This window comes from Streptomyces hydrogenans (genome assembly GCF_014656075.1).
Taxonomy (GTDB): Bacteria; Actinomycetota; Actinomycetes; order Streptomycetales; family Streptomycetaceae; genus Streptomyces; species Streptomyces hydrogenans.
In genome coordinates, this window is sequence record NZ_BNBS01000005.1 from 89,255 (window position 1) to 107,843 (window position 18,589).

General features: G+C 73.2%; 20 protein-coding genes. 6 read left to right on the forward strand and 14 right to left on the reverse strand.

The genetic code is table 11. The features are described from left to right. Positions 1-70: 70 nt before the first annotated feature. Positions 71-775: a hypothetical protein gene (locus IE321_RS04000; protein ID WP_226652908.1), complete on the forward strand. Its 705-nt coding sequence runs from the start codon at positions 71-73 to the stop codon at positions 773-775. 123 nt (positions 776-898) lie between these two features. Next, positions 899-1,483, forward strand: coding sequence for a S1 RNA-binding domain-containing protein (locus tag IE321_RS04005; RefSeq protein WP_190221800.1), 585 nt, complete (start codon positions 899-901; stop codon positions 1,481-1,483). Positions 1,484-1,591: 108 nt separating this feature from the next. Here the strand turns inward: IE321_RS04005 and IE321_RS04010 are convergent, their stop codons facing one another. The 9 genes from IE321_RS04010 to IE321_RS04050 form a co-directional block, all read right to left on the reverse strand. Beyond that, positions 1,592-2,476, reverse strand: a complete 885-nt coding sequence (locus IE321_RS04010; protein WP_190221801.1) for an AraC family transcriptional regulator — start codon at positions 2,474-2,476, stop codon at positions 1,592-1,594. A 9-nt stretch (positions 2,477-2,485) separates the two neighbouring features. Next, positions 2,486-3,319 (reverse strand): alpha/beta fold hydrolase, encoded by an 834-nt coding sequence (locus tag IE321_RS04015; RefSeq protein ID WP_190221802.1) that lies wholly within the window; start codon positions 3,317-3,319, stop codon positions 2,486-2,488. Between the two features lie 76 nt (positions 3,320-3,395). Then, positions 3,396-3,998 carry an HAAS signaling domain-containing protein gene (locus tag IE321_RS04020; RefSeq protein WP_190221803.1) on the reverse strand — a complete coding sequence of 201 codons (603 nt, stop codon included), beginning with the start codon at positions 3,996-3,998 and terminating at the stop codon, positions 3,396-3,398. Continuing rightward, complete coding sequence (locus IE321_RS04025) at positions 3,995-4,372, reverse strand: PadR family transcriptional regulator (RefSeq protein WP_043220832.1); 378 nt, start codon at positions 4,370-4,372, stop codon at positions 3,995-3,997. Before IE321_RS04025 ends, IE321_RS04020 begins: the two co-directional genes overlap by 4 nt. A 144-nt stretch (positions 4,373-4,516) precedes the next feature. Next, a complete protein-coding gene (locus IE321_RS04030; protein WP_190221804.1) occupies positions 4,517-5,584 on the reverse strand; it encodes an endonuclease/exonuclease/phosphatase family protein in 1,068 nt (355 codons plus the stop codon). 6 nt (positions 5,585-5,590) lie between these two features. After that, entirely contained in the window at positions 5,591-6,550 is a 960-nt protein-coding gene (locus IE321_RS04035) for a D-alanyl-D-alanine carboxypeptidase family protein (RefSeq protein WP_190221805.1), read from the reverse strand. A 98-nt stretch (positions 6,551-6,648) separates the two neighbouring features. Next, the gene (locus tag IE321_RS04040) at positions 6,649-8,010 is read right to left on the reverse strand and encodes an ATP-binding protein (protein WP_190221806.1); all 1,362 of its coding nucleotides are present in this window, start codon (positions 8,008-8,010) and stop codon (positions 6,649-6,651) included. Positions 8,011-8,024: 14 nt separating this feature from the next. Further along, positions 8,025-8,732, reverse strand: a complete 708-nt coding sequence (gene cseB, locus IE321_RS04045) for a two-component system response regulator CseB (RefSeq protein WP_190221807.1) — start codon at positions 8,730-8,732, stop codon at positions 8,025-8,027. A gap of 274 nt (positions 8,733-9,006) precedes the next feature. After that, a complete protein-coding gene (locus IE321_RS04050) occupies positions 9,007-9,735 on the reverse strand; it encodes a TetR/AcrR family transcriptional regulator (RefSeq protein WP_190221808.1) in 729 nt (242 codons plus the stop codon). 176 nt (positions 9,736-9,911) lie between these two features. Between IE321_RS04050 and IE321_RS04055 the strand changes: the two genes are divergently transcribed. Continuing rightward, positions 9,912-11,648, forward strand: a complete 1,737-nt coding sequence (locus tag IE321_RS04055) for an amidase (protein ID WP_190221809.1) — start codon at positions 9,912-9,914, stop codon at positions 11,646-11,648. A 163-nt stretch (positions 11,649-11,811) separates the two neighbouring features. On the opposite strand, the gene IE321_RS04060 is transcribed toward IE321_RS04055, so the two are convergent. Continuing rightward, positions 11,812-12,534 carry a helix-turn-helix domain-containing protein gene (locus IE321_RS04060; protein ID WP_226652909.1) on the reverse strand — a complete coding sequence of 241 codons (723 nt, stop codon included), beginning with the start codon at positions 12,532-12,534 and terminating at the stop codon, positions 11,812-11,814. A gap of 63 nt (positions 12,535-12,597) precedes the next feature. Here IE321_RS04060 and IE321_RS04065 point away from each other — a divergent pair, with 63 nt between their 5' ends. Next, positions 12,598-13,404, forward strand: a complete 807-nt coding sequence (locus IE321_RS04065) for an NAD(P)H-binding protein (RefSeq protein WP_190221810.1) — start codon at positions 12,598-12,600, stop codon at positions 13,402-13,404. Between the two features lie 75 nt (positions 13,405-13,479). On the opposite strand, the gene IE321_RS04070 is transcribed toward IE321_RS04065, so the two are convergent. Next, positions 13,480-14,040, reverse strand: a complete 561-nt coding sequence (locus IE321_RS04070) for a barstar family protein (RefSeq protein ID WP_226652910.1) — start codon at positions 14,038-14,040, stop codon at positions 13,480-13,482. 395 nt (positions 14,041-14,435) lie between these two features. Here IE321_RS04070 and IE321_RS04075 point away from each other — a divergent pair, with 395 nt between their 5' ends. Beyond that, the gene (locus IE321_RS04075; protein WP_190221812.1) at positions 14,436-14,927 is read left to right on the forward strand and encodes a hypothetical protein; all 492 of its coding nucleotides are present in this window, start codon (positions 14,436-14,438) and stop codon (positions 14,925-14,927) included. Between the two features lie 276 nt (positions 14,928-15,203). Here the strand turns inward: IE321_RS04075 and IE321_RS04080 are convergent, their stop codons facing one another. Continuing rightward, positions 15,204-15,443: a hypothetical protein gene (locus IE321_RS04080; protein WP_190221813.1), complete on the reverse strand. Its 240-nt coding sequence runs from the start codon at positions 15,441-15,443 to the stop codon at positions 15,204-15,206. 264 nt (positions 15,444-15,707) lie between these two features. Between IE321_RS04080 and IE321_RS04085 the strand changes: the two genes are divergently transcribed. Then, on the forward strand, positions 15,708-16,247 hold the full coding sequence (locus tag IE321_RS04085; protein WP_190221814.1) for an EF-hand domain-containing protein: 540 nt from the start codon (positions 15,708-15,710) through the stop codon (positions 16,245-16,247). Between the two features lie 152 nt (positions 16,248-16,399). Here IE321_RS04085 and IE321_RS04090 read toward each other — a convergent pair whose 3' ends face one another. Together IE321_RS04090 and IE321_RS04095 are read right to left on the reverse strand one after the other, a co-directional pair. Further along, positions 16,400-17,302: a GNAT family N-acetyltransferase gene (locus IE321_RS04090; protein WP_190221815.1), complete on the reverse strand. Its 903-nt coding sequence runs from the start codon at positions 17,300-17,302 to the stop codon at positions 16,400-16,402. Between the two features lie 225 nt (positions 17,303-17,527). Further along, positions 17,528-18,481 carry a TIGR03620 family F420-dependent LLM class oxidoreductase gene (locus tag IE321_RS04095; RefSeq protein ID WP_190221816.1) on the reverse strand — a complete coding sequence of 318 codons (954 nt, stop codon included), beginning with the start codon at positions 18,479-18,481 and terminating at the stop codon, positions 17,528-17,530. Between the last annotated feature and the right edge of the window lie 108 nt (positions 18,482-18,589).

The window sequence follows — 18,589 nt, forward strand, 5'->3', positions numbered from 1 at the left end:
ATGCGTGGAGGCCACCGCCGCCCCGCTCGATGGTGGTTCGCGACCGTGTCACCACGACCGAGGAGACGCCTTGAGTTCTCACCGAACGACTACGAACTCCGACCGCGGTCGGGCTTCCGCCGCCGTCAGCCGACGCGGCATCGTCCGCATGGGCACCGCGCTCGGCGCGATGGGGTTCCTGGCCGCCGCCACGCCGGCGGCGGCGGCGGCCGATGCGCTGGTGGACGATCCCGCACCGCGCAAGCCGATCCTGGTCGGGGCCAATCCGGGCCTCCAGCTGTTCGACGGGGCGGGCTCGTGCACGGCCTACGTCTCCACCTGGCAGGTGGAGTGGTCCACCCACGGCGCGGGGAACGCCTTCGTGCTCTGGCGGCCGGACGGAGTGAGGGCCGTCGGGGAGGACCCGCACCTCACGCTCTGGCTGGCCGAGCACTTCGTCCGTCACTTCCCCGAACTCGACGGCCTGCCGTGGTCCGCCCCGCGGTTCCACCGGTCGGCGGTCCAGGTGCGGCTCGACCTCGCCTCCGGGTTGCGGGCCTGGGGCGGAGGCATCGACGTGAGCATGGCCGAGGTGCTCGACCGGCGTGCCTTCGCCACCGACCGGTTCCCGCTGGCCGGCGTGGACCACAGTCTCAGCCTGGTGTTCGGCCCGTGCGGACGGGCCCGCGCGCGCGTCGACGGCCGGGTCCAGCCCGGCGGGATCAGTCGGGGAGGGACTCCGAACCGCCCGTCGTCGTCGGCGTTCCTCGCCGCGGCCGAGGTGTGGCGCGCCTGAGGACAAGCGATGAGGGATCCAGGTCCCGGATCCGGCAGCTTCGACCGCTCCGGGGGGCGGCGGGATGGTCGCAGCTCGTCGAGGCCATGGTCGGTCCGCGGTGTCGTGTGTCAGGGTGGCGGGATGGATTGGCAGTCCGAAAGCCCGGAACTGTGGGCGTACTTGGAGTCCCTGCGCTGCGGCGACATCCTGTCCGGCACCGTCGCGGCGGTCGAGCGGTTCGGGGTCTTCGTGGCACTCGACGAGGGGCCCGCTCACCCCCTCTTCCCCGGCGTCGGGTTCATCGTCGGCCCCGAACTGTCCTGGCGGCACATCAGCGCGCCCTCCGACGTCGTACGGGTGGGTCAGCGCGTCTCGTGCGAGTTCCTTCAGTTCGACACGTACAACGCGGAGGCCAGACTGTCCTTGAAGGCACTGGAGCCCGACCCCCTCCGGGCCTTCGCCGACCGCACCTCGGTGGGCCGGGAACTCCGCGGGACGGTGCAGGAGGTGGTTTCGTTCGGCGTCTTCGTCGACCTCGGGGACGGCGTTGCGGGACTGCTCCCCTCCAGAGATCTCCACGGCCGTCCTGCGGTGAGCCCGGTCGAGGAATTCGAGGCCGGGGAGACGATCACCGTCGTCGTCACGGACATCGACCTGCCGACCCGACGGGTTCGCCTCTCCCGGCCGCAGCACAGCCGGCACGAAGGAGCCGTGCCGGCCGGCTGACGTGGTCGAGGGAGGCCGCACCGGGCGCGGACCGGGGTTCCGTGCTCCAGCACCGCCCGCGCGTATCCGGACGGACCACGGTGGCGGAGCACCCTCTCGCCCGTCCGGTCAGCGTCGGCCAGAACCGCGTGCGCTCCGTGGCACGGGCCGTCCCGCCCGCCAGAGGTCCGGCCAGGCGATGTCGTCGATCGCCAGCCACGGTGCGGCGGCGACGGCGGTCGGGGTGAGTCCGGTGAACGCCTTGGTCTCGCGGTGCAGATGGGACTGGTCGACGTAGCCGCTCTCGGCCGCGACCCCGGCCGGGGGAAGTCCCGCCGCGAGCAGGTGGGCCGCGTGGTCGAACCGCACCAGCCGGGCGGCTCGCTTCGGGGTGGGGCCGAGCTGCGCCCGGAAGCAGGCCCACAGGCGCTTGCGGCTCCAGCCGACCTCGTCCGCCAGGTTGTCGACACGCACCCGGCCTCCGCCCGCGACGATCCGCCGCCAGATGTACGCGACCTCCGGATCGACGCGCGGGCCGCCGTCGCCGATCCGCCGGCGCACCAGGTCCGTCGCCATCGCGAACCGTTCGTCCCACGACCCGGCGGTACGCAGCCGCTCCTCGAAGCGTCCGGTGTCGAGGCCCCAGACGTCGGCCAGGGACTCCGCGCCCGCGTCGGCGCCTGCCGGCGAGCCGAGCGCCGCGGCCGCCACAGCCGGCCGCAGCCGGATCTGCAGGCACTCGCCCACCAGGCCGGACGCCCGCAGCGCGCCGGGGGCCAGGCCGATCACGACGCTGCCGCGTCCGCGCCGGACTCCCGTCTCGTAGACCAGGCCGTCCTCGCCGCTCAGGTCGATGAGCAGGGTGACGGACGGATGCGCGACCATCGCGATGTCGACGGGCGCGGGGAGAGCCTGACGGAATCCGGCCATGCTGACGCCCGGCAGCCGGTGCGCGGGCGGGGGCACCGCTATGTCGACGCCCGACCACGTGGAGGGCGCGTCCTTGGACGACATGACGCCAGTCTAGGCAGGGCCCGCCGTCGCGGTCCCGGCGCGAGGGGCCGCGAAGTCCAGCAGCAGTCGGCCCGTCGGTTCGGGCGCTTCCAGCATGGGCATGTGCCCGACGCCCGGCAGCATCTCGATCCGCGCGTCCGGCACGGCGTCGTACAGGCGCGCCGACGCCGGATCCCACCGGGGATCGGCGGTGCCGAAGACCACGAGCAGGGGACGTCCGAGTACGGCGAGCCGCTCGGGCACGGACCGCTCGGCGAGGTAGGCGGTGTTCTCGCGCAGCACCGTGCGGAAGGCCCGGTAGGTGGTGTTCCGCAGGTCGGCGACCATGCCGGGCGGGATGGCCGCCGGGGCGGCGAACGTGGCACCGATGGCCTTGCGGATCATCGCGTCCGAACGCCGCCGCCACAGCAGCGGCCCGAACGGGGGCGCCAGCAGGGCCCGGAGGACGGCCGGCTGCGGCGACAGCGCGTCGAGGCGCGGGCCGGTGCCGACCAGTGCCAGCGAACCCACCAGGTCGGGTCGCCGTTCCGCCAGCGCCGTGGCGACGTACCCGCCGCTGGAGTGACCGACCACGGTGACCGCGCTCAGCGCGAGTTCGTCGAGCAGCGCGGCCACCCGGTCCGCCTGCGCCCGAACGTCGTAGGACGCGGCGGGTGGGGACTGGCCGCACCCCGGAAGGTCGACCCGGATCACGTGGTGCCGGGCGGCCAGCGCCGGGACCACCGGCCCCCAAGAGGCGCCCGAGGCCCCGGATCCGTGGATGAGCAGCAGCGGAGGAGCGTCCCGCGGTCCGTCGTGGTCCACATGCGTCGGCTGCGCGTGTCGTACGCCGTGAGGGTTCATACGGGCGATGGTCCGCGGCCGGCGGCCGGGCGTCTTGTACGAATGTCCCGGGCGGCCCGCGGCGAGCGCGGTCGGGTCAGGCGCGGCGGCTCCGCCAGAGCCACGTGGACGTGGCGGCCAGGAGGGCGAGCGTCACGAGGTTGGCGACGAGGGCCGGCTCGTCGCCCGCCGGGGCGATCGTGGTCGCCTCCCAGATGATGTTGGCGGTGGTCGGCAGGACGAGGGTGAGCAGGACGCCCACCGTCTTCTGGACCGGGGTCCAGAAGACCGAGGTGCAGAGGAACACCGCGCCGATGATGCGGAGCGTCCCGACGCAGAGCTGGAGGGCGGGGGCGTCGGGGACGACGGTCGCGAGGAGGAAGGGGAGGGTGATCAGCAGGAGCGGGACCGAGGGGTGCACCTTGGCGCGCGGGGCGGGTGCGCCGACGTGGTCACGGCCCCAGGCCGCGCCCCCGGTCCCGATGCCCGCCTCGGCCAGTGCCGTCCCCGCGATGGTGCGGGGGTCCCCCAGCCTCGCCAGGACCTCGCCGGGTCCGGCGTCGGGGTGCTCGGCGCGGGTCACCTCGATGTGTTCGGCGAGGTCGGCGAGGAGCTCCTGGCGGCGGTCGGCGGGGAGCGCGGACGCCTCGCGTTCGACGGCCGACAGGTAGTCGCGTACGGGGTCGGCGGGGGTCTTCATGCGGGGTCTCCGGGAGGGGCGGTCGGGGGCGTGAGGAAGGCGTCGACGGTGTCGCGGAAGGCGGGCCAGACGCGGGTGAACTCGTCGAGCGCGGCCCGGCCGCCGTCGGTGAGCGCGTAGTAGCGGCGGGGCGGTCCGGAGGTGGACTCCTGCCAGGTGGTGGTGACCAGGTCGTCGCGGCGGAGCCGGGAGAGCAGCGGGTAGACCGTGCCCTGGCTGGTGGCCAGGACGCCGGATTCCTCCAGGGCGTGGACGAGTTCCACCCCGTAGCGGGAGCGGTCCCTCATCAGGGCGAGCACGCAGTACTCCAGTACGCCCTTGCGCAGCTGCACGGCTGCCCGTGCCTGTTTGGCCGCCGCCTCACCTGGTGTCATGCGATACAAGGTACCTGGCGCGCCAAGGGTCAAGGAAGGCGGGGTTCCGTTTCATGGGCGCGGGCTCCGGATCTCTTTGCTTGGGGATCCGGATTCCTGGGCTCGGGGGGTCCGGCTTGTTCGTGTACGCGGTCCGGAACCGCGTCAGGGGCCGAGGCTGATGCGTGCGGCCACGGGGAGGTGATCGCTCGTCGTCGCGGGGAGGGACCAGGCCGAGGTGGCCCGCACGCCCTTCAGGAGGATCTGGTCGATGCGGACGACGGGGAAGCGTGCCGGCCAGGTGAAGCCCAGGCCCTCGCCGGCGGTGGACTGGGCCGAGGCCATGTGCCGGGTCAGCGGGCGCAGCGAGCGGTCGTCGGCGGAGCCGTTCAGGTCGCCCACCACGACCACGCGTCGGGCGCGTTCGGACCGAAGGTCCTCGGCCAGGCGGCCGAGGGCCTCGTCGCGCGTGCCGACGGTGAACCCGGCGGGGGTGACGCGGACCGAGGGGAGGTGGGCGACGTAGACGGCGAGCGGGCCCCGGGGGGTGTCCACCGTCGCGCGCAGGGCCCGCGTCCACGGCATGATCGGCAGGGGGCGCGCGTCACGGAGGGGGTACCGGCTCCACAGGCCCACCGTGCCCTGGTAGAAGTGGTGCGGATACGTGGCCGCGAGGGCCTGCTCATAGGCGGGTGCCGTGTCGGGGCTCAGCTCCTGGAGGGCCAGGACGTCCGCCCGGGACGCGATCAGGCTCTGTGCGGTGCCGTGCGGGTCCGGGTTCTCCTGCCGGACGTTGTGACTGACGACGGTGAGGTCCCCGCCGGGCGAGGACTTGTCCGCGAACCTGCCGCCGAAGACGGCGAGCCAGGCGGTGACCGGGATCAGCAGAGCGGCCGTCGCCGTCCGTGATCTGCGCAGCAGTCCGGCGGCGAGCAGCGCGGGCAGGGCGAGCGCGGTCCAGGGGAGCAGCGTCTCGACCAGGCTGCCGAGGTGGCCCGGGCCGTCGGGGATCAGGCGGTGGCCCGCGATGACCAGCGCGAGGAGGACGGAACAGGCCGTGGTGATCGTGCCCCCGCGTCGCGACCGGGCTGCCCGCCACGACCGCCACCACCGCCCCGGTTCCGTGCTCCGGCCCTGCGGCGTGCTTCCGGCTTCCGTCGTCGTGCCGTCCGAGGGATCGTCGCGCTCCGCGCCGTGGACAGGGGCGCCGGACACCGTTCGTGCGGTCGTCATCGTGGTTCAGCGCTCCGTCCGTGCCGAGGACAGTCGGTCGCGGAGGCCGGTGATCAGCCGGCGGCCGCTCTCCAGGGCCGCTTGGATTCCCTCGCTGGGCGTGGTGTTCGCCCGCTGGTGCAGGACGGCGCCCAGGAGCAGTCGGGTGGTGCCGCCGGAAGGGACCTCGCAGGCCCACAGGAGGTTGCCGCCCGCCGGGGTGCTGGAGCCGGTCTTGATGCCGACGACGCCCGGGGTGTCCAGCAGGGAGTTGGTGTTCGTGATCGGGCCGATGTCGGGCACGGTGACGCTCCGGCTGGCCACGATCTCGCGGAAGACGGGGTCCTTCATCGCCTCCCGTGCCAGTTTCACCTGGTCCACGGCCGTGCTCGTGGTCGTGGGTTCGATCCCGCTGGCACCCGTGTACGTCGACCGGTCCATGCCCAGCTCGTCCGCGGTGCGCTCCATCTTCCGTACGAAGGCGTCCTGGCTGCCGGAGTCCCAGCGCGCCAGAAGGCGGGCGGCGTTGTTCCCCGAGGGGATCAGCGTCAGTTCGAGGAGCTGGCGCTGGGAGTACGTCCGGCCGGCCTGGAGCGGCACCGTCGACTCGCCGCCGACCCCCGCCTCGTGGGCGGCCTGCCGGTCCACCTCGATCAGCGGGCCCGGTTCGCCCGGCCGCAGCGGATGCTCCTTGAGGATGACGTGGGCGGTCATCACCTTCGCCAGGCTCGCGATGGGAACCGGCCGCTGCTCGCCTCGCGCCTCCGGGGCGCCGGTGCCCACCAGCTCGACGGCGCTCTGGCCGTCCTCGGGCCACGGGATCGTGCTTCCGTCGAGGACGGAAACCGGGCCGGGGGCGGTCGTCCGGCCGCCGGACGCGGACGAGGGGTCCGCCGCGCTCTCCACCACGACGGTCGTGATGCCCAGGACGAGCAGGGCCAGCGCGCCGCCTGCGACGCGGTGACGACGGGCGGGGGAAAGGGACATGGAGGCCACCTCCGGGGGCTGCCGTGCGGGTCGGGGTACGCCTGCAAGGCTGCCGGGGTGGTGTGTCGGGGCCTGGGCCGCGACCGCGCCGGGGACGCTCAGGAATGCATCGGCCGTGTATCGGTCCGTGCCCGGTCGGGCAGGCCGGTACGGGGCGCGTCCTCGGCCCGGGCCGCCGCCGCTCCGCCGGGATCGTCCTCTCCCCCGTGGTCCTCGGGAAGGCCGCCGGCCGTCTCGGGAAGGCGCAGCACCGCCACCGCCCCTCCGTCCTCGGGATGGTTCGCGAAGTCCAGCTCCGCTCCGATCACCTGGGCCTGGCCCCGTGCGATCGTGAGGCCCAGACCGTGGCCGCGGCCCCGTTCGACCGCGCCGGTGCGGAACCGGCGGGGCCCGTGGGCGAGGAGGTCCGCGGGGAAACCGGGGCCGTGGTCCCGGACGGTGATCGTCGTGCCGGAGACGGTGATCTCCACGGGACCCGCGCCGTGGCGGTGGGCGTTGACCACGAGGTTGGCGACGATGCGGTCCAGGCGCCGGGGGTCGGTCCGGGCCACCGCCGGCGCGTCCCGGGTGGTCACCCGCGCGGTGAGACCGGTCCTGGCCACCGACTCCTCGACGAGTTCGGCGAGATCGACCGGGCGCGGCAGCGGCTGCTCGGCGCCGGCGTCGAGGCGGGAGATCTCCAGGAGGTCCTCGACCAGGTCGCGCAGGACCTGGACGCGGTCCCGTACGAGGTCGGTGACCTCGCCCTCGGGGAGCAGGCCGGCCGAGGTGAGCAGGCCCATCAGCGGGGTGCGCAGTTCATGCGCGACGTCGGCGGTGAAGCGCTGCTCGTCCGCGATGCGCCGCTGCAGGCTGTCGGCCATCGAGTCGACGGTGGCGGCGATCTCGGTGATCTCGTCACCACCGCGCCCGCCCATGTCCGTGCGGGCGTCGAGGTCGCCCGCCGTGATGCTGCGGGCCGTACGGGCCACCCGGCGGAGCCGCCGGGCCGGAAGTGCCGTGGCCAGGGCCGTGGCCGGGACGACGACGGCCAGGGTGAGCAGGGAGTACTTCCACAGGTGCCGGTCGAGTGCCTGGCGGGTGAGCAGATCGGTGGTCATGTCGACCTCGACCGCGTACAGCCGCCCGCCTTCCTGCCGTGCGGCCCAGTAGACGGGTGCGGGGGGACCGTTCTCGTAGAGGGTGCCCTCGCCGTGCTGGTCGAGCTGCCGCAGCAGGGCGTCCGGGAGTTCGCCGGGGGTGGCGAGGGGCGGTTCCTGGCCCGTGGCGTGGGCGTCGCGCACCGCGCTGTCCAGGCTGCTGCGGGCCTTGGCCGCGCCGTCGTTCATCGACCGCCTGAGGGTCGAGTCGTGCACGAGCAGCCCGATGGTGACCGCCATCGAGGAGCACGCCACGGCCACCAGGAAGATGGTCTTCCAGCGCATCGAGCGGGGGTTCAGCAGCGAGCGGACGACCGTCATGTCCGTGACTCCGTTCAGCGCCGCAGCTTGTAGCCGAAGCCGCGGACCGTCTCGACGCGGTCGGCGCCGATCTTCTTCCGCAGCCGCTGTACGCACAGGTCGACGACTCTCGTGTCACCGTCCCAGCCGTAGTCCCAGACCTGGCGCAGCAGGGTCTGGCGGTCCAGCACGATCCCCGGCTGAGCCGCGAACTCCAGCAGCAGCCGCAGTTCCGTCGGTGTCAGGGTGAGCTCCCGGCCGTCCCTGAACACCTCCAGGGCGGCGGGGTCGATCGCCAGATCGCCGAAGACCAGCCGGCCGGCCGGCGCCTCCCGTCCGGTCTCCCCGGCCCGAGCCGGGGCGGCGAACGTGGCCCGGCGCAGCAGCGAACGGATCCGGGCCACCAGGACGGAGGTGTCGACGGGTTTGACCACGTAGTCGTCGGCTCCGGCCTCCAGCCCGGAGACCACGTCCAGGGCATCGCCGCGCGCGGACATCATCAGGATCGGGTCGGTGCTCGACTCCCTGATGCGGCGGCACAGCCCGATGCCGTCCAGCCCGGGGAGCATGACGTCGAGCAGCAGGAGGTCGTGTCGGCCCTCCCTGAACAGTTCGAGCCCGGTCAGCCCGTCGCCGGCGACGGTCACGCCGTAGCCGTAGCGTTCCAGGGCGATCGCGACGGATCTCCGGATCACCTCGTCGTCCTCGACGAGCAGGATCTTCACGGGAGTGGCTTCAGACATGCGCATCCATCGGGCGGTGTGGTCATCGGGCTCCCCATCATGCCCCTTCCTCACGACCCGCCACGCACCCGGCGGTCTGGTGCCGTCGGTCGACGCATAGGGCTGACCAGCGATGATGCACGACTGATACACGACCGCGCGGCGACGGAGGCAGAGTCGAGCGTCCCCGGTGACGTCCCTGGAGTCCGGCCCGCCCTTCCGGAGGACGGGCCGGCGGGCCCGGCGTCGGGCGCGGTCCGCCCCGTGGGTCGGGGACCGTCGGGCGCGTCCGCCGTCAGCGCCGGTCGGCGGGGGTCAGTTCGCGCGTGAGGGCGGTCATGGCGAACGCGTGGGGGGAGGCGTGCTGCCAGCGGGAGCGTCCGAACATGACGTCCTCGGCGAGGCCGCTGAGCATCGCCACGGCCCGGATGGTGAACTCGGGAAGGTCGACGTCGGCGAAGTGTCCCAGGTCCCGGCCCTCGCGGACGATGGCCTCCAGGCGCTGGTCCCATCCGTCGAGCAGCTCGGTGAGGATCTTGCGGCCCGCTTCGTCGTGGCGCTGGGCCAGCACCTGCGTCCACAGCGCGTAGCGGTCGTCGTCCTGGTGGACGGGCAGGTAGAAGCGGACGAAGAGGTCCAGCTTCTCGGCGGGGGACGCCGCCCGGTCGACGGCGTGCCGGAAGCGTGCCCAGAGGTCCTCCTGGCTCCACGCGAGGACTTCCAGCAGGAGCCGGTCCTTCTTGCCGAAGTGGTAGAGGATGTGGCCGGTGCTCATGCCGGCCCGGGCGGCGATGTCCGACATCCGCAGGGCCGCGGTGCCCTTCTCGGCTATGACGCTGATGGCGGCCCGCATGGCGCGCTCCCGCGCCTCGTCCCCGCTGGGCTGGCGCTTCCTGTCGATCGGAACCCGGGCCGCGGGCCGTGAGGCGGTGCCGCCGGTGCCGCCACCGGCCGCCTCGGTCACGCCTTCCGACGGCGCGGGGAGGCGGTGGGGCAGCGAGGGCCCGGTCTCTGACGTCGGCATGAGCTCTCACTTCCCGGTCCGGAAATTCAGGTGCCCAGTCTAGGTTCCACAAACCTAGATCCTTAGTCTAGATTGAAAATCTAGTCAGTGCGATGGACGAAGGACGACCGACCGTGCGCGGTCGCCCCGACGGCCGGCGGCCCGCCCGCCCCGCTCACCCTCAGGAGACCCCCCTCATGACGCGTGGATTCGATGTCGTGGAGACCTGTATCGCCGACCTGCGCGCAGCGCTGGAGAAGGGCGAGACGACCGCGGTCGGGCTGCTCGACGCCTACCTCGCGCGGATCGAGGCGTACGACCGGCCCGGTACGGCCACCGCTCTGAACGCGATGGTCGTGATGAACCCGCGCGCCCGGGCGGAGGCGGAGGCGTCCGACGCCCGACGCGCCCGCGGCGAGACGCTCGGCCCGCTGGACGGCATCCCCTACACCGCCAAGGACAGCTACCTCGCCGAGGGGCTCACGGCCGCGTCCGGCTCCCCGGCGTTCGAGCACCTCGTCGCCCAGCGCGACGCCTTCGCCATCGAGCGGCTGCGCGCGGGCGGCGCGGTCCTCATCGGCCTGACCAACATGCCGCCGATGGCGAACGGCGGCATGCAGCGCGGCGTCTACGGGCGTGCGGAGAGCCCGTACAGCGCCGAGTGGCTCACCAGCGCCTACGGCTCCGGCTCCTCCAACGGCTCCGGCACGGCGACGGCGGCGTCCTTCGGCGCGTTCGGCCTCGGCGAGGAGACCTGGTCCTCGGGCCGCGCGCCCGCGTCGAACAACGCGCTGTGCGCCTACACCCCCAGCCGCGGCGTGATCTCGGTCCGCGGCAACTGGCCGCTCGTCCCCACCATGGACGTCGTGGTCCCGCACACCCGCACCATGGCCGACCTGCTGGAACTGCTCGACGTCATCGTCGCCGACGACCCGGACCCGCGCGGTGACCTGTGGCGCGCCCAGCCGTGGCTGGAGCTGCCCCCGCCGTCGCGGGTGCGGCCCTCCTCGTACCCGGCCCTCGCACCCGCCGACGCCGGGGCCGCCGCCTCCGTGCTCGCCGGGAAGCGCGTCGGCGTGCCCCGGATGTACGTCAACGCCGACCCCGACGCCGGAACGAACCCCGACGGGGGCATCGGCGGCCAGACCGGGCAGCGGGTCGACACGCGCCCGTCGGTGATCGCCCTGTGGGAGGCCGCCCGCCGCGATCTGGAGGCCGCCGGCGCCGAGGTGGTCGAGGTCGACTTCCCCGTGGTGTCGAACTACGAGTCCGACCGCCCCGGAGCGCCCTCCCTGCTCACCCGCGGGCTGGTCAGCCGGGAGTACCTGACCTTCGAGATCGAGGACCTGTCCGCCTGGGCCTGGGACGACTTCCTGCGCGCCAACGGCGACCCGGCGCTCCCCTCCCTGGCCGACGTCGACGGCGACCGGATCTGGCCCAAGCAGGAGGGCGAGCTGCCCGACCGGTACGAGGGCTTCGACGACACGATCGGCGCGTACCCCCGCTTCGTGCGCGAGCGCCCGTACGCGTCCCTCGCCGACATGCCGCTCCTGGAGGCGGGACTGCGCGGACTCGAGGAGACGCGCCGCGTCGACCTGGAGGAGTGGATGGACGGGCTGGGCCTGGACGCGGTCGTCTTCCCCGCCGTGGCCGACGTGGGCCCCGCGGACATGGACGTGAACGTGGCGTCCGCCGACCTCGGCTGGCGCAACGGCGTCTGGGTCGCCAACGGCAACCTGGTCCCCCGGCACCTCGGCATCCCGACCGTCACCGTCCCCATGGGCACCATGACGGACACCGACATGCCCGTCGGCCTGACCTTCGCGGGCCGCGCCTACGACGACAACGCCCTGCTGTCCCTGGCCGCGGCCTTCGAGCGGACCGGCAGCCGGCGCACTGTCCCGCCGCGCACGCCGCGCCTGCCCGCCGAGTGACCTGACGCCCCGGGGACGGGGCGTGACGCACCGCCACGCCCCACCCCCTCCCCGGAGACGCGGGTGGCCGGAGCCGCCCACGTCTCCGGCGAGGCCCCATGCCCACGCCCCGCCACCGGAGCGGGGACGGGACCCGGCACGATTCCGTGGTGCGTTCCGGGACTCAGGCGGTGCACGGCGTCGCGGCCGGCCGCGCCCCCGCGGCGAACGCGGCCGGGGGGACGCCCATGAAACGGCGGAACTCGCCCGTCATGTGGGACTGGTCGTAGTAGCCGGCGGACGCGGCGATGTCCGCCCACCGACCGGTGCCGGCCGCGAGCACGGCGCGTACGCGCTCGATGCGCGCGAAGTGCTTGGGGGACAGACCGGTGCCGTCGGTGAACAGGACGTGCAGACGCCGCTCGCCGATCCCCAGCCGGGACGCGGTCTCGCCGATCGTCGAACCGGCCAGCAGACGCGCCGCCTCATCGAGGCGCCGCGAGGGCTCGGGCCGGTCGGCGAGCGCCGCCCCGAGGGCGGCGACGGGATCGGCGGCGAGCAGGTCGAGGTCCAGGCCCGGCAGTTCGCCGAGCGGCAGGACCCGGTCGGCGAGCCCGCTCACCGGACGGCCGAGCAGAGCCTGGGCACGCCCCGGCCGCATCCGGATCCGCACGCACGAACGGCCGGGCGGCGCGAGGTGGTACGCGGCCCGGGTGCGCGGGCCCATGAAGACCAGCGCGCGCTCGTCGGTCCGCAGGAGGAGCGTGGTGGCGTGATCGGGCACGTCGGCCACCGGGCGCCCTTCCGCCGGACTTTCCGCCGAATCCTCCGCCGCGTCCTCCGCCGTGGCGACGTCGATCCCGGCCACCCAGGGCCGCAAGCCGGCCGGAACGAGGAGTGAGGTCACGCGGCTCACGATAGTGCCGAAACTTCCTAGAGAACGGTGCGCGGGCGCTGCGATCGTCAGGACATGATCCTCATCACCGGTGCCACCGGCACCATCGGCAGCCACGTCGCCCGCCTGCTCACCGAGCAGGGGGTGCCCTTCCGGGCGATGTCCCGCCGAGCGCAACCCGGCGGAGTACAGGCCGACTTCGACGACCCCGCGTCACTGGCGCGCGCGGTCGCCGGCGTCGACGCCGTCTTTCTCGTCACCGTGCCGCCCGTCCCGACCGCGGCCCACGACCTCGCCCTGCTGGAGGCCGCCCGGGCCGCTGGCGTCCGCAAGATCGTCAAACTGTCCGCCATCGGCAGCGGCGAGACGTTCGACGGGGCGACCGTCGGCGCCTGGCACGTCGACGCGGAGCGGGCGATCGAAGCCGGCGGGTTCGCGTGGACGGTCCTCCGCCCGCCGAGCTTCGCCTCGAACCTCCTGCGCTTCGCACCGCTGATCCGGGCCGGTGAGCCGCTCCCGAACCTGGCCGGAGACTCCCGCCAGGCCGTCATCGACCCGAGGGACGTGGCCGCCGTCGCCGTCGCCGCCCTGACCGGCGATGCCCACGACGGGCGTCGGTACGACCTGAGCGGACCGGAACTGCTGACGTTCGCGGACCAGGCGGCGATCCTGGAGGGCGTACTGGCACGCCCGGTCGACGTCACCGACGTCCCCACCCTCGACCAGGTGCCGGCCGCGATGGCCACCGGCGTCGCCTGGGCACGCGCCGGCGGCGCGGCCTACCTCACCGACCACGTGCCGCGGATCCTCGGCCGCCCCGCCGGCACCTTCGAGCAGTGGGCCCACGACCACCGGGAGGCCTTCACGAACCCGCGGGAGTGATCCGGCTCCTCGACGGGCCGGGCACCGCCTCGACCCGCCCCCGGTCCCGGTCCTCGCGACAGGTCCGTCACGCGGTCACCGCAGGACCACGCGCGCGCCCCGTTCCCCGAGGATCTCCAGGAGCAGATCGAACAGCGCGACGTCACGGTCGGCGGTCTGCACGACCTCGGTCAACCGTGCCCGTGATGCGGCCGAGAAGTCCCAGTGCAGGGTGAACGGAGTCGTGGCGCCCCAGCCGCCGCGGAGGCAGTCGTCCAGAGCATCGAGGTTCCAGCCGAAGTATCCGCCGGGTCCGTCGACCGCCTCACCGAGCGCGCAGTAGAAGCTGTCCTCGTCGACGATGTGCCGGCCGTCCAGGGTGAACACCCGGCCCGCGGGCGCATCGGGTCGTCCCTTGCGGCGGTATCCACGAGACATCAACGCCACCGACAGCCAGGCGTGCCGGTCCGCGGGCACGAGCTCGTGCCACATGCCCGGACGGTTCAGGCGACCCGTGCGGACCAGGTCCCACACGCGTTCCGCCCCGGGCAGGCCGCCCTCGCACCACAACGTGACCGTCAGGTCCACGAGGTCGGCTCCCCGGGCGGAAGGCGTGACGTCGACGACGGTGACCTCTCCCACGAAGTAGGTCCCCATGGCGGCACCGTCAGCGTCGAGGCAGGTGAGATGGCCGTTCCCCGCCACGGCGCGACGACTGCCGACATGGTCGGCGCTCTTCAGGAGGCCACCCTGGGGCAGGCACCCTTCGAGGCGCACTCGAAGCAGGTCCTCCCCCTCCGGCAGCGGCGTGAAGAACCCCTCGGCATCGTGAGCGAAGCCCCAGAAGTCGCTGTCGTCCTCGTCCGAAGTCAGCGCGTACCTCTGACCCTCGCCGCCCCATCGAGACGTTCCCATCGCACCCCCACGAAAGCACTCAGCCTACCGACGTCCGGGCTCCGACCGGCCGAGGTGGGCCCGCAAAGGTGGGGGGGCTCTCACGCGAACAGCCCTCCCTCCTTCTCCAGCACCCGCGCCCCGTAGGGTGTGGCGGCGTGAGCGCATGGCAGATATCCGATGAAGAGGGCGGCGTCCTCGCCGCCCGCTGGTGGCAGTGGGCCCTGTCGGCCCCCGACGACGTGAGCCCGGTGGCGGACACCACCGGCGCACACGCCGCGTGGCGGCAGCCGGACGACCTGTGGTTCCTGGCGGGCACCTACGGCGGCCGGGTGGTCCGCCACTGCGAGATGCCGGCCGGACGTCCCGTGTTCTTCCCCGTGCTCAACGTCCAGCACACCAAGCTCCACTCCCGCAAACCCCTCTCCCTCGACGTGACCCGGGCCGAGGCGTACCTCAACGGCGCCCCTCTCCCCCTCCGCGAGTTCGTCGCCCCGCCCTTCCGCGTGGGCCTGCGCATGCATCTCGCCTGGGGCCTCTGGTCCGCCGTCACCCCGCTGCTCCCCGGTCAGTACGTCCTTGAGATCAAGGGCGAGACGGCGGGGGGCTTCCAGGTCGACACGACCTATCACCTCACCGCCACCGGCTGAACCGACGACGGGGCATCGGGGCGGCCATGGGCGGCCTCGCCGGAGAACATACGGCCGCCGGCCGCGACTTCGGTGGCGCCGAGGGGCACGACCGAACCGTCGGAGGTCGCAGTCCTCGGTCTCTTCGAACACGACACCGCGCCGACGCATGGCCTCGACGTCCCGTCGCAGTTCGTCGGATGTCAGGACCGGCGGACCGGGTAGACCGGCCGTCCCCGCCCGCGCGGGCCCCAGGATGTGACTCCCGATGCCCGCCTGCGGCGGGGCCGGCTTCGGTCAGGGGAGGGTGACGTTGTTGAGGGCGTCGTGGGTGGGCAGCGTGTCGGCGGCCTTGCCGGATTCGGACGCGTGGTCCGCGGGGGCCCGCTGGTCTCCGTTGCCGAAGGTCTGGGACAGGAGTCCGACCCCGGGCAGGTGGTTGCCGACGCTGTCCGCCGCAGCCGCTCCCGCCGAGGCGAGGACGGCGGTGGCGGCGACGGTGGCGGCGGCGAGAACGCGGTGGTTGAAGATCGTCATGCCTGGCTCAACGACGTGAGTCCCGGCAGGGCACGGCGCTCGGTCAACCTGGCGCCACCTCGACAAAGGTGACTCTCAGGAGCACTCCGCGCTCGGTCTGCCCGGGTTCCCGGGACTCGTACGGCGGACGAGCGGACGCGATCGCTCACCAAGCGTGATCGATACGTTACTTTATGTGTCGGCAGGGTCCTGTGTCCGCGTCCAGCGGACGACTCCGGCCCTCGCCACCCCTCTTCGCGCGACTCCCACCTAAGGACTTACGACATGACCACCTCCGTGCAGCTCGACCGCGTCCAGAAGCGCTTCGACCTCTGGGACGTCAACGGTGACGGCCAGATCGACCGCGCCGACTGGCAGGCCGAGGCCCAGCGCATCCTCCAGGCGTTCGGCGAGGCTCCGGTCTCCCCGGCCGGCCGGCAGCTGACCGACGCCTACCTCGGCATGTGGAGCTTCTTCGCCGACAAGGCGGGCATCGACGAGCAGACCGGTGCTCTGACCCCCGAGCAGTTCAGCCACATCGCCGAGGAGCACGTCCTGGAGAACGGCGGCGCGGGCTTCGGCCGGGTCGTCAAGCCGACCATCCAGGCCATTGTCGAGCTCGTGGACGTGGACGGCGACGGCCAGGTCAACCCGGCCGAGTTCAAGACCTGGCTGGACGCCATCGGCGTGGAGGGCGTGCAGCCGGCCGAGGCGTTCCGTCAGATCGACACGGACGGCGACGGCCAGCTCTCGGTCGAGGAGCTGGTCCAGGCCGTGCGCGCCTTCCACCTGGGCGACATCGACGTGCCGCTGCTCGGCCGCTGATCTCCAGGAACGACCCGCCGGCCCTCCGGCGCTGACCAGGGTCCCGCGACAGGGGTGACGCCCCCGTCGCGGGACCCTCGCCATGCCCTCCCTCACTACTGGGTTCGTCACCGGTGGACCGGCCGGGGGAAGGGCCGTACTACGAGGGCCGGTTACGGCTCCGCGCGGTCCGCCGGGTGGAAGTTGACGCGCTCACGGACGACGGGGAAGCCCGCCTTGGCGAAGTTCGCGGCCATGGGGAAGTTGCCCCGGTCCGTGGCTCCACTGATGGACTCCGCGCCCTGTTCGACGAGGAAGTGGGTGCATTCCGCGAGCAGGTCGTAGGCGTAGCCGCGTCCGCGCTGTTCGGGGAGGACCCCGATGAAGCCGATGGTCGGGCCGGAGGGGTTGTGGGCCGGGATGTGGATGCCGGCCAGTTCGCCCTCCGGCGTGTGCGCGAGCTGCCACCACTCGCGTGGGGACGGGCACCAGTGGAAGAAGTCGAGTTCCTCCTGGGCGGCCCGGTCGAGACCGCCCTCCTCGATGGCCCTGAGCGCGTGGGCGTCGAGGGTCGCGGAGTGGATGCGCCGCAACGCGTCGAGGAACACGGTGTCGTCGGGTTCGGAGCGGAAGCGGAGGCGTTCCGGCCGCTCGGGCAGACCGCGTTCCGAGGTCCACTGGTACAGGAAGCGTTCCACCAGGAGCTCGTACCCCGCGGCTCGTGCGGCGGTGAAGCGTGCTTCGGCGGCGGCGCGGCGGTCCGGCTCGTCCCGCCAGCCGCCGGGCAGGTTGATCTCGAGTTCGACCTGCCAGGGGGCGGAGCGCAGGAGTGCGGCCCCGGCCTCCTCCTCCCCCTCGGCCACGTCGAACCAGTTGATGTTGACGGGCTCCGGGTCTTCGGGGCCGCCCCACCAGGCGCCGCGTGCGACGACCTCGCCGTCGCGCAGGGCGACGCGCTTCCACTCGGGGCGGAAGTGCGTACGCCGATGGCTTTCTCGGGCGCCCAGGGGGTCGGGAAGGGCGTCGAAGAGAGTCGCGTCGCTCGCCGAGAGCGCGCGGATGACCGGATCGGTCATGGATTCCTCCGGGATGCAGGCTGCTTGGAGCGCTCCCGGTCAGATCTCGTGCACCACGCCGGGGCAGCGGAAAGGGGAGCGCTGGAAAGGTGTGAACTGCACGGCACTCGCCTCCTTCCGTCCGTCTCAGGGCGTGGAGCCACAGGTTAGGCGATCTTCCGCGGTGCCGTCCATGCATTTCCGCCGCCCTGGTGGCGAGGGGGCCGCCAGCCCCCTGAGACGGGGTCATCTCACGTCGGCCGGCCCGATGTCCGATGTCGGCGCGGGCGCGATGAGGGCCGACGCGAGTTCGCGCCACTCCCGCTCCGGCAGTGCGGTCGGATCGGCGGTCAGCACCTGCAGGCACACGTGGTCGGCGCCCGCGTCGAGGTGCTCGCGCACACGGCGGCTGATCGTCTCCGTGTCTCCGTACGCGACGATCGCGTCCACCAGCCGGCGGCTGGGTCCGCCCGTGACGTCCTCGTCGCCGAATCCGAGCCTGCGGACGTTGGCCTGTTGGTGGGGCGCCATGGCGACGTAGCCGGCGACGTGTGCGGTGGCCACCTCCCGGGCCCGGCCGAGGTCGGTGTCCAGGACGACGGCCTGCTCGACGCCGAGGAAGGCGTCCGGTCCCATGATCGTCCGGGCCCGCGCGGTGTGCTCGACGGGTACGAAGTAGGGGTGCGCGCCCCAGGTGCGTTCGGCGGCCAGCCGGAGCATCTTGGGGCCGAGGGCGGCCAGGACGCGCCGGGGGGCCGGATCCGGGACGGGGCCGTGGGAGGGGGTGGCGTCCATGGCGTGGAGGTAGGCGCGCATCGTGGCGAGCGCCTTGCCCCGGGCCGGGACGGGGTAGCCGTCCACCTCGTGCACGGTGTCGTCGACCCGGTGCCCGCCCAGGCCGAGCAGGTAGCGCCCGGGGAAGGCCTCGCCGAGGGTGCGGGTGGCGTTGGCCATGGCGATCGGGTCCCGGAAGGCGATGTTGGCGATGCCGGACGCGACGGTGATCCGGCGGGTCGCCGACAGGAGTAACCACGCCTGGCCCACCGTGTCGCGACCGAACGCCTCACCGTGCCAGATGGCTCCGTACCCCAACTCCTCCAGTTCCGCCGCCGATTCCCTCACGCGTGCCGCGGGCTGCCCCTCGTAGGCGAAGGTCCAGATCCCGACCCGGCCGAGCCGGGTCCGTGCGTCGTCCGTCATCGGTACTCCTCGAAGCCACAAAACGGAGAGGTTCTCCGCTTCCTCTTCCGGCTACCATACGGAGAACCTCTCCGGTTTGCCAGGCCGGGAGTCGACCGAAGGGCGGGA

What these genes read in the sequence shown, in the direction of transcription:
- IE321_RS04005 (WP_190221800.1), top strand. Translation starts at nt 899, where the DNA reads ATGGATTGGCAGTCCGAAAGCCCGGAACTGTGGGCGTACTTGGAGTCC.
- IE321_RS04010 (WP_190221801.1), bottom strand. Translation starts at nt 2,476, where the DNA reads ATGTCGTCCAAGGACGCGCCCTCCACGTGGTCGGGCGTCGACATAGCG.
- IE321_RS04015 (WP_190221802.1), bottom strand. Translation starts at nt 3,319, where the DNA reads ATGAACCCTCACGGCGTACGACACGCGCAGCCGACGCATGTGGACCAC.
- IE321_RS04020 (WP_190221803.1), bottom strand. Translation starts at nt 3,998, where the DNA reads ATGAAGACCCCCGCCGACCCCGTACGCGACTACCTGTCGGCCGTCGAA.
- IE321_RS04025 (WP_043220832.1), bottom strand. Translation starts at nt 4,372, where the DNA reads ATGACACCAGGTGAGGCGGCGGCCAAACAGGCACGGGCAGCCGTGCAG.
- IE321_RS04030 (WP_190221804.1), bottom strand. Translation starts at nt 5,584, where the DNA reads ATGACGACCGCACGAACGGTGTCCGGCGCCCCTGTCCACGGCGCGGAG.
- IE321_RS04035 (WP_190221805.1), bottom strand. Translation starts at nt 6,550, where the DNA reads ATGTCCCTTTCCCCCGCCCGTCGTCACCGCGTCGCAGGCGGCGCGCTG.
- IE321_RS04040 (WP_190221806.1), bottom strand. Translation starts at nt 8,010, where the DNA reads ATGACGGTCGTCCGCTCGCTGCTGAACCCCCGCTCGATGCGCTGGAAG.
- cseB (WP_190221807.1), bottom strand. Translation starts at nt 8,732, where the DNA reads ATGTCTGAAGCCACTCCCGTGAAGATCCTGCTCGTCGAGGACGACGAG.
- IE321_RS04050 (WP_190221808.1), bottom strand. Translation starts at nt 9,735, where the DNA reads ATGCCGACGTCAGAGACCGGGCCCTCGCTGCCCCACCGCCTCCCCGCG.
- IE321_RS04055 (WP_190221809.1), top strand. Translation starts at nt 9,912, where the DNA reads ATGACGCGTGGATTCGATGTCGTGGAGACCTGTATCGCCGACCTGCGC.
- IE321_RS04065 (WP_190221810.1), top strand. Translation starts at nt 12,598, where the DNA reads ATGATCCTCATCACCGGTGCCACCGGCACCATCGGCAGCCACGTCGCC.
- IE321_RS04070 (WP_226652910.1), bottom strand. Translation starts at nt 14,040, where the DNA reads ATGGGGACCTACTTCGTGGGAGAGGTCACCGTCGTCGACGTCACGCCT.
- IE321_RS04080 (WP_190221813.1), bottom strand. Translation starts at nt 15,443, where the DNA reads ATGACGATCTTCAACCACCGCGTTCTCGCCGCCGCCACCGTCGCCGCC.
- IE321_RS04085 (WP_190221814.1), top strand. Translation starts at nt 15,708, where the DNA reads ATGACCACCTCCGTGCAGCTCGACCGCGTCCAGAAGCGCTTCGACCTC.
- IE321_RS04090 (WP_190221815.1), bottom strand. Translation starts at nt 17,302, where the DNA reads ATGACCGATCCGGTCATCCGCGCGCTCTCGGCGAGCGACGCGACTCTC.
- IE321_RS04095 (WP_190221816.1), bottom strand. Translation starts at nt 18,481, where the DNA reads ATGACGGACGACGCACGGACCCGGCTCGGCCGGGTCGGGATCTGGACC.